This window comes from Thiorhodococcus mannitoliphagus (assembly GCF_010915725.1).
Lineage (GTDB): Bacteria > Pseudomonadota > Gammaproteobacteria > Chromatiales > Chromatiaceae > Thiorhodococcus > Thiorhodococcus mannitoliphagus.
Window position 1 is genome coordinate 18844 of sequence record NZ_JAAIJR010000076.1, and the last position, 8805, is coordinate 27648.

At 61.7% G+C, this 8805-nt stretch carries 9 protein-coding genes and 1 pseudogene; 6 read left to right on the top strand and 4 right to left on the bottom strand.

Annotated features, from left to right (window positions below):
• The first annotated feature begins 39 nt into the window (after positions 1 to 39).
• Together G3480_RS16880 and apbC are read left to right on the top strand one after the other, a co-directional pair.
• Entirely contained in the window at positions 40 to 1809 is a 1770-nt protein-coding gene (locus G3480_RS16880; RefSeq protein ID WP_164655062.1) for an SLC13 family permease, read from the top strand.
• Between the two features lie 397 nt (positions 1810 to 2206).
• Positions 2207 to 3298, top strand: coding sequence for an iron-sulfur cluster carrier protein ApbC (gene apbC / locus G3480_RS16885; RefSeq protein ID WP_164655063.1), 1092 nt, complete (start codon positions 2207 to 2209; stop codon positions 3296 to 3298).
• Between the two features lie 236 nt (positions 3299 to 3534).
• On the opposite strand, the gene G3480_RS16890 is transcribed toward apbC, so the two are convergent.
• Entirely contained in the window at positions 3535 to 4143 is a 609-nt protein-coding gene (locus tag G3480_RS16890; protein WP_164655064.1) for a DUF938 domain-containing protein, read from the bottom strand.
• 110 nt (positions 4144 to 4253) lie between these two features.
• On the opposite strand from G3480_RS16890, the gene dcd reads away from it, so the two are divergent.
• The 3 genes from dcd to G3480_RS16905 all read left to right on the top strand — a co-directional run bounded on the left by dcd (position 4254) and on the right by G3480_RS16905 (position 6094).
• Positions 4254 to 4823, top strand: a complete 570-nt coding sequence (gene dcd / locus G3480_RS16895; protein WP_164655065.1) for a dCTP deaminase — start codon at positions 4254 to 4256, stop codon at positions 4821 to 4823.
• 74 nt (positions 4824 to 4897) lie between these two features.
• Complete coding sequence (locus tag G3480_RS16900; protein ID WP_164655066.1) at positions 4898 to 5662, top strand: queuosine precursor transporter; 765 nt, start codon at positions 4898 to 4900, stop codon at positions 5660 to 5662.
• Between the two features lie 198 nt (positions 5663 to 5860).
• Complete coding sequence (locus tag G3480_RS16905) at positions 5861 to 6094, top strand: hypothetical protein (protein WP_164655067.1); 234 nt, start codon at positions 5861 to 5863, stop codon at positions 6092 to 6094.
• Positions 6095 to 6171: 77 nt separating this feature from the next.
• Here the strand turns inward: G3480_RS16905 and G3480_RS16910 are convergent, their stop codons facing one another.
• Positions 6172 to 7374 (bottom strand): glycosyltransferase, encoded by a 1203-nt coding sequence (locus tag G3480_RS16910; protein ID WP_164655068.1) that lies wholly within the window; start codon positions 7372 to 7374, stop codon positions 6172 to 6174.
• Positions 7375 to 7461: 87 nt separating this feature from the next.
• On the opposite strand from G3480_RS16910, the gene G3480_RS16915 reads away from it, so the two are divergent.
• Positions 7462 to 7866, top strand: coding sequence for a hypothetical protein (locus tag G3480_RS16915; RefSeq protein WP_164655069.1), 405 nt, complete (start codon positions 7462 to 7464; stop codon positions 7864 to 7866).
• A 173-nt stretch (positions 7867 to 8039) separates the two neighbouring features.
• Here the strand turns inward: G3480_RS16915 and G3480_RS29005 are convergent.
• Positions 8040 to 8150 (bottom strand): annotated as a pseudogene (locus G3480_RS29005) (type II toxin-antitoxin system RelE/ParE family toxin); the annotation flags it as partial.
• Between the two features lie 416 nt (positions 8151 to 8566).
• Positions 8567 to 8725 carry a type II toxin-antitoxin system HicB family antitoxin gene (locus G3480_RS28465; RefSeq protein WP_338114159.1) on the bottom strand — a complete coding sequence of 53 codons (159 nt, stop codon included), beginning with the start codon at positions 8723 to 8725 and terminating at the stop codon, positions 8567 to 8569.
• Positions 8726 to 8805 lie beyond the last annotated feature (80 nt).

Below are 8805 nucleotides of genomic sequence, written 5' to 3' on the forward strand. Positions count from 1 at the left end.
GTCTTGGCATAGGATCTCGGTGACGCTCGCTCCGTAAGTATGACTTGGGATGCTTGGCTTTCTCTTGCTGTCGTTGCCCTGGTGATCGGCTCGCTGGCATTCACGAAGCTCGCGGCCGATGTGGTGCTGGTTGGCGGGGTCGCGGTGTTGCTGCTCGCGGGTGTCTTGACACCAGGTGAGGCGCTGAGTGGGCTCTCGAATGAGGGCATGGTCACCGTTGGGGTGCTCTACGTCGTTGCCGCAGGGCTGCGTGAGACCGGCGCCATCGCCTGGCTGGTTCAGGGCGTGCTCGGTCGCCCGAAGCGCCTGGCGGGGGCGCAGATGCGCTTGATGGCCCCGATCATGGGCTTGAGCGCCTTCCTCAACAACACCCCTGTCGTTGCCATGTTTCTCCCGGCGGTCAACGAGTGGGCCCGCCGCAATCGTCTGCCGATCTCGAAGCTACTCATCCCGATGAGCTATGCCGCCATCCTCGGGGGCACCTGCACCCTGATCGGGACCAGTACCAACCTCATCGTCAACGGCCTGCTGGTGAAGGAAACGGGGCGCGGCAGCCTGGGCATGTTCGAGATTGCCTGGGTGGCCCTGCCATGCGCAGCGATTGGCCTGATCTACCTGATCACGGTTGGTCGCTGGCTGCTGCCGGATCGGCGGCCGGTGATGAGCGACATGGACGACCCGCGGCAGTATACGATCGAGATGCTCGTGGAGCCGGCCAGCCCGCTGGTGGGCAAGACGATCGAGGCTGCGGGTCTGCGCCATCTCCCGGGGATGTATCTGCTGGAGATCGAGCGCGATGGCGACATCCTCCCGGCAATCGCACCGCATCAGCGGCTTCAGGCCGGTGATCAGTTGGTCTTCGTCGGTATCGTCGACTCGGTTGTTGACCTGCAGCGCTTTCGGGGCTTGTTGCCGGCTGGGGATCAGGTCTTCAAGCTCGATGTGCCGAGACCGGAGCGCTGCCTCATGGAGGCCGTTGTCTCCGATAGCTGTCCGATCGTGGGCAGGAGTATCCGCGAGGGTCGTTTCCGCAGCCTATACAGCGCCGCCGTTATCGCCGTTGCGCGCAACGGTGAGCGGATCGAGCGCAAGATCGGCGACATCGTGCTCAAGCCTGGCGACACCCTGCTGATCGAGGCCGATCCGAGCTTCGCCGAACGTCAGCACAATTCGCGTGATTTCTTCCTGGTGAGCCAGGTCCCGGATTCGCATCCGCTGCGCCAGGACAAGGCGATGATTGCCATTGCGATCCTTTTTTGCATGGTCCTCGCGGTGACGCTGGAGTGGCTGTCGATGTTGCAGGCAGCCATGCTTGCGGCCGGGTTTCTGCTGATCACGCGCTGCATCAACGCGGGGCTCGCTCGCGCTGCCGTGGATTGGCAAGTGCTGATCGCCATCGCCGGAAGCTTCGGGCTCGGGCTCGCCCTGCAGAAGACGGGCGCCGCTGCGGTCATTGCCGGTCAGATGACGGGGCTGGCGCAAGGCGATCCGCTGCTTTCCCTCGCCGTCGTCTATCTGCTGACCATGCTGTTCACGGAGCTGATTACGAACAATGCGGCCGCGGTGCTCATGTTCCCGATCGGTCTCTCGACCAGTCAGGCGCTTGGTGTGGACTTCACGCCCTACGCGATAGCCATCATGATGGCCGCCTCCGCGAGCTTTTCGACCCCAATTGGCTATCAGACCAATCTGATGGTTTACGGGCCGGGCGGCTACCGATTTAGCGACTACCTCAGGGTCGGTATCCCGCTGAATTTGATGGTCGCGGCCATCACTGTCACGCTGGCGCCACTGGTATGGGGCTTCTGAGCACCGCTATGATCCGGTGGCAGATGCGCGGCGCTCATCGAGTGACTGCGAGATCCACGCTGTGCTTGACGAACGTCGTCGCCGCCCGGTCTCGAATCCTTCACAATCCGCCGATTTCGCCCGGAGTGACTGGAGGCGCGGGCCAGCGGATTGGCCCAGGGTTGAATTAGTAACCCCTAATACCAAAGCTAGCACCCAGCGCTCGGGTAGCCCGACGGCAGCGCTTTGCTGGAATGGGGGCTCACCCTTTTAATAGGCCGAGGGTCCTTCGTCGGATCTACCTCGCGACGCTGCACGAAGCGTCGTGCTCCGTCCAGTCGAATTCACCAAGAATCAAGATGAGAAACATGCAGCTCCGGGGTTTCTGGAGCCGCCACCAATCTTCTGGAGTCAATCAATGTCCCAAGTGAGTAAAGAAGCCATCGAAACGGCCATCAAAGCCTACAAGGAGCCGCATCTGGGGCGCGACCTGGTCTCGGCGCACGCGATCAAGGATATCGTCATCGAGGGAGATCAGGTCAAGGTCAGCGTCTCCCTTGGCTTCCCGGCGAAGGGTGCCCAGGAAGCCATTGCCGAGGCGGTGAAGGCTCAGGTGATGGGTGTTGAGGGGGTCAGCCAGGTCGCGGTCGATGTCGGCTGGCAGATCAAGGCGCACTCCGTGCAGAAGTCGCTCAAGCCCATCGACAACGTCAAGAACATCATCGCCGTTGCCTCGGGCAAGGGCGGTGTCGGCAAGTCGACGACTGCGGTCAACCTCGCGCTCGCACTCGCGGCGGAAGGCGCGCGTGTCGGCATCCTGGATGCCGATATCTATGGTCCCTCTCAGCCGCGTATGCTGGGCATCACCGGTAAGCCGGACTCCAAGGATGGCAAGAGTTTGGAGCCGATGAGCAGCTATGATCTTCAGGCGATGTCGATCGGCTTTCTCATCGAAGAAGAGACGCCCATGATCTGGCGTGGCCCCATGGTGACGCAGGCGCTGGAGCAGTTGCTGAACGACACCAACTGGTCCGAGCTTGACTACCTGGTCATCGATCTGCCGCCGGGTACGGGTGACACCCAACTCACCCTTGCGCAGAAGGTGCCCGTATCAGGTGCCATCATCGTGACCACACCACAGGACATCGCGCTGCTGGACGCGCGCAAGGGCCTCAAGATGTTCCAGAAGGTCGAAGTCCCCGTGCTTGGCATCGTGGAGAACATGAGCATCCACATCTGCTCCAAGTGCGGTCATGAAGAGCACATTTTTGGTCAGGGCGGGGGCGCGGCGATGTCCGAGCAGTATGGCATCGACTTGCTCGGCTCCCTGCCGCTCGATATCCATATCCGTGAAGAGACGGACAGCGGCAAGCCGACCGTGGTTGCCCAGCCAGCGTCGCGCGCGACCGAGATCTACCGGGAGATCGCGCGCAAGACGGCTGCGAAGCTGTCGCTGCAGGCCAAGGACTACGCCGCGAAGTTCCCCCGCATCGTCATTCAAAACACTTGATCGGCGAACTGGCGCGGCGGCGCCATCTGCCGCGCCAGCCAAGCAAGTGTTTCGGATCGGCCTTGGTCATCAGTCGGACTGGTAGGGTGGACGAGCGCGAGCGAAGTCCACCGAATCCCGCGCCCTTGTTGGTGGACTGCGCTGCGCTTGTCCACAGAAAACGACTGGCCCGAAGGATGATCGACGCCTTCGGATCCATCCTGCCCGCGCGAAGAAGCCTTGCTAGGGCGTCGACCTCAGCCTTGTGGTTCGCGGATCCAGACTAGGATCCGATTGTTGGCGGGCATCTGCTTGGTCTCCAGCAGCCTCAGCCCGTTTTGGCGGCCGATCTCTTCCAGGTCCTCGAGATTCCTGAGGCCCATCCTTGGATCCTGCTCCTTGAGCCAGGCATCGAAGCTGCGGTTGCCCTCGCCGGTGTAGCGGCCGCCTTCGTTGAATGGCCCGTAGAGCAGAAAGCAGCCGCCCGAGCCCAAGACGCGGCCGACGCCGCGCAGCATGTCCGCAACCTGGGGCGCGGGCATGATATGGGCTGTATTGGCGCTGAAGACCGCGTCGAATGTTTGCGCGGGCCAGTCTCCGCCAACGTCCAGCGCAATCGGCTGCGGCAGATTTGGCAGCGCGGCCTCATCCAGCCAGCGTCGGATGCCGGGAAGATGCTTGCCCAGATCGCTCGTCTGCCAGCGCAGATGTGGCATTGCGGACGCGAAGAAGACCGCGTGCTGTCCAGTCCCGCCGCCGATCTCAAGTAGGTGGCGGGCGTTTGCGAGCAGGGGCTGAATCACCGCCAGGATGGCCGCCTTGTTCTCCTCGGCAGAGGGGGCGAAGGGTTTGTTGTGAGCTGGCATAGACTTGAGAGGACTCCAATCGCGTGGGGTGCTTTCGCGCATTGACGATGCGCGTTACTCTAACCCGCTTTTTCAGTTTCCCGCTTTTTCAGTTTCCGAGGATGCCGGCAATGGCCATCAAATCAGATCGCTGGATCCGCCGCATGGCCGCGGAGGGAATGATCGAGCCCTTCGAGGCGATCCAGGTCCGCGAGGGCGAGGGCGACGTCGGTCGGGTGATCTCTTACGGCACCTCGAGCTACGGCTATGACGTGCGCTGTGCCGACGAGTTCAAGATCTTCACCAATATCAATTCGGCGATCGTCGATCCCAAGAACTTCGATTCCAACAGCTTCGTCGATCTCAAGTCGGACGTTTGCATCATACCGCCCAACTCCTTTGCCCTGGCCCGCACGGTCGAATACTTGCGTATCCCGCGCAGTGTGCTGACCATCTGTCTCGGCAAGAGCACCTATGCCCGCTGCGGCATCATCGTCAATGTGACGCCGCTCGAGCCCGAATGGGAGGGGCATGTGACATTGGAGTTCTCCAACACCACACCCCTGCCGGCGAAGATCTACGCCAACGAAGGCGTGGCGCAGATCCTCTTCTTGGAGTCCGACGAGGTCTGCGAGACGTCCTACAAGGATCGCGGAGGCAAATATCAAGGCCAGCGCGGCGTGACCTTGCCGAAATCCTGAATCTTTTCGGGGGAGGGCGTCTCGGTCCATCTTTTCATCAGGCTGAAGGTAAGAAGACTCGACCGCCGCTGCTCATGACCTTCGATCGCCCGACCAAGTTATTCGTGATTCTCGGCGGTTTCTTCGTCTGCAACGCCTTGATCGCTGAGTTTCTCGGCGTCAAGATCTTCGCCCTCGAGGACACCCTGGGCTTGGCCCCTTTCGACTGGCAGCTGTTCGGCCAGACCGGCTCGCTGAGCTTCACCGCTGGCGTGCTGCTTTGGCCGGTGGTCTTCGTGATGACGGACATCATCAACGAATACTTCGGTCGCCGTGGTGTCCGCCTGCTTTCCTATATGGCCGTCGGCCTCATCGTCTACGCCTTCGTCTTCGCCTACCTCGCCATTCAGCTGGCCCCCGCGAGCTGGTGGGTCGGTATCCAGTCCGAGCGCGGCGTTCCAGACATGCAGGCGGCCTTCAGCGTCATCTTCGGTCAGGGCATGTGGATCATCGCCGGCTCCGTTGTGGCCTTCCTCGTCGGCCAACTCGTCGATGTCACCATCTTTCATCGTATCCGCCGTGTGACGGGCGAGCGCTTCGTGTGGGCGCGCGCCACGGGCTCGACCCTGGTCTCGCAATTGGTCGACAGCTTCGTCGTGCTCTACATCGCGTTCGTGCTTGGACCCCAGAAATGGTCCATCGACCTCTTCCTAGCGGTCGCTACGGTGAACTACCTTTACAAGTTCGTCGTTGCCATCGCGCTGACGCCGGTCATCTATCTCGGGCGCCGTCTCATCAACGGCTACCTTGGGCAGGACCTCGCCCATCAGCTCATCGAGCGCGCTGCTCGAGACGCTTAGAAATCGTCTATCAACAACTTCCCCCCTTTCGCAAAGGGGGGCCAGGGGGGATTTCGGACGGGATCGCTCACATCGGGAAACAGTTGATGGGCGCTTCCTTAGCAGGGTCAGGCGCTCGAAGTGTGGCGTGCGTCACGCCTCGGAAGCGCCTTTAGCGCTAGACTTCAGCGTGAGAAAGAGTCGTTTGAGGATCGCGAAATGATCTCAGGTGTTGGGCAAGCCGGTTTCTCCGGTATCCAGGCAGGCATGGAAGGGCTGCGCCAGAATGCGGCGGAGATCGCAGGAGCGCGTCGTGAGGACGGCAGCTCGGTGCGCGACATCGCCGCGCCGCTCGTGGAGCAGAAGGAGAATCTGCGCCAGGTCGAGGCGTCCGCGAAGGTGTTTAAGGCATCCGATGAGGCGCTCAAGAGTCTGATCGACATCATGGCCTGAGGGCAGGGGCGCTTCCGCATCGTGTTTCCCGCCCACAAGTGCGCCAAAAACTCCGATTGACCAGCGTCGTTCGCTCCCTATGGCGCTGAACCAGCCGCTCGGTTCGCTGGGCGTTGCGCGTCATCTGCGCCTTGACCTGTCACCCGTTCGTAGAACGCCAGCATGCGGTCGGTGAGTACCGGCGCGGACCAAGCCTGCGCCTGCTGCCTTGCCTCCCGGGCGAGGCGCTCTCGGAGCAAAGGCTCCTTCAAGACGCGAGCCGCCTTCGCGGCAAAGTCCTGCTCATCTTCTTCGGCGATGAGTGCGCCGCGTCCATTTCCCAAGACCTCTTTGGTTCCCATGATGGCCGTCGAGACGACCGGAACGCCGAGCGCCATGGCTTCCAAGAGCACCAGCCCCTGCGTCTCGGTACGCGACGCGAAGAGGAAGGCCGATCCCGCGCAGTAGCAGTCTTCGAGGCTGCCGTCGCGGCCGAGGTAGCCGGTGAAAAGGACGTTGCCCGCGAGTCCCAGAGTGTCGGCTTGACGCTCGAGGTCGCGCTTTGCTGGGCCGTCTCCCGCGATGATAAGCAGAACATTCGGGACCTCAGGCTTGACTCTGGCGAGGACCCGGAGGATGAAGTTGATGTTCTTCTCATAGGCCAGCCTGCTGACGATCACCAGTGCAGGGCGATCCGGGGGAATCCCGTAGCGCGCGCGGAAGCGTTGCCCGTCGCCATGGCTGAACTGTTCGAGTTCGATGCCTGTTGGGATCACGGCTGCGGGGGTCTTGACGCCGTAGCCGTTGAGCACGTCGAGCATGGCCTGGGACGGTACCGCAAGGCCATCCACGGCATTGCACTGGGCCACCGAGAAGTAGCGCGCGGCACGCTTCAGCCAGCGGCTCGGGACGAAGGAGACGTAGTGCTGGAAGTACTCCTCGAAGAAGGTGTGATAGCTCTCGACCACGGGTAGCCCCAGCCGCTTCGCGATGCCAAGGCCCACATAGTGCGCAATGAAGGGCGTTTGAATATGCACCAGGTCGAAGTTGCACCTTGCCAGTCTGGGCTCGTGACGGCGGATCTGGCGCGGCCGCAGGATAAGGTCCTCGGGATCGATGGGCAGGTAGCGTGACGGGATGCGAATGATCTCGAAGGGATCTTGGGTGTCCTGACCGTAGTCGGGTGCGATCAGCGTGACCTCGTGTCCTTTGAGCAGCATCTCCCGCGCGAAGGTCTGGATCGACGTCGAGACGCCGGTCACGCGAGGGAAGTAGACATCCGAGATCATCAAGACGCGCATGATTGCGATTTGGCCAAAGGCGGAAAAATCCGCTGATGATACCCTTTGCGGTCGCTAAATCGCATCCTGACAGAAGTGGAGATTGAAATGGGTGATGGTATCCGCGCTCTCGCGCGTTCGACTGGGCTTGCGCTGGCCGTTTTGGGTAGCGGGTCGGCGCTCTCGGGCGAGCAGACCGCGCCGGCCCTTTGGGGCTATGGGGTGAAGACCTGCTCCGCCTATCTGTTGACATTGCCGCGAGATGAAACGCCGACCGCGCTCGCCGACGAGGACTACCTGAGGCACCGACAGTGGCTTGCGGGCTTCGTCAGCGGTTTGAACTTCGCGATCGACCGTGATGTCTTGCGCGGCGCGGAACTGGATGCGGCCATGCTGCGGATCGCTGCAATCTGCAGGGATAATCCAGGGGACGATTTCTTCAACGCGAGCCTGCGCTTGATCCGCGGACTCGGGCAGTTGAAAGACGTGAAAAAGGGCGCGACAGCTCAGTGATCTGTCCTCGCTAACAGGGCCTGTGTTGCTCGGGTCTTATCGGTCGTCGTGCGGATCGCAAATTTGCAACCAATCTTGATGCGCCATCGGTGTTGCCCTTTTGCGCTGGGGTCGCCTAGGCGTTTGGGAGTCCCAAGTGGTTTCAATGCTCTTCCCCTGCGCTCTTGCGGTCGTCAGAAGAACCGCCGATCAAGGACGTGCCGCGCTGCCTTCTTGAATGCTGCTTCTTCCTCATCGCCGATATTGGCCTGCTGGCTCTTGGCGAATCCGCAGACGAAGAAGGCGCGATGCGCCTTAGAAAGCGTCCATCAACAACTTCCCCCCTTTCGCAAAGGGGGGCTAGGGGGGATTTCGGGCGGCATCGCTCGCATCGGGAAACAATTGATGGACACTTTCTTAGGGTACAAGATCAGAGTCCGGTAGCCAGCTGATCGACCTTGCCCATGGCGCGCCACAGGCTGCTTTGATGACGCCGCTGCCCAGATCAGCATCTATCGAATCCTGCTCTGCTCGCAGGACGGCTTCGCGTAACATCCCATCCCGACCAGGCGCTGGGGATTACCGCCGGAGTGATTGGCACTGCCCGCGATGGCGCGATCTAGCAAGGAACGCGAGCAGAGGGGGCGTGCAACAAGACTAGACCTGCCTCGTGGACTTGCGACGCGAGGCTGGCGGGGCGGCAACAGAGAGGCAAAACCGACTAGCCCTCCCGCCCCATCGCCTCGCTAGCCGCCTGTGCCAGGAAGGCTGAGCGGCTTAGATGTCGCGCCTTGGCGTGCGCGTCGATACGCCTTACGAGGGCTTGCGGGAGCGAGATAGTGAGCCTGACCGCCTTGGGTTGCACGCGTGCTAGATCGATATCTGTTACGTCCCTCCCTTAAACAGGCGTAGCCGCCTGAAAAATCCCACGGTCCGCCAGGACCTCGGTTGAACCATTCC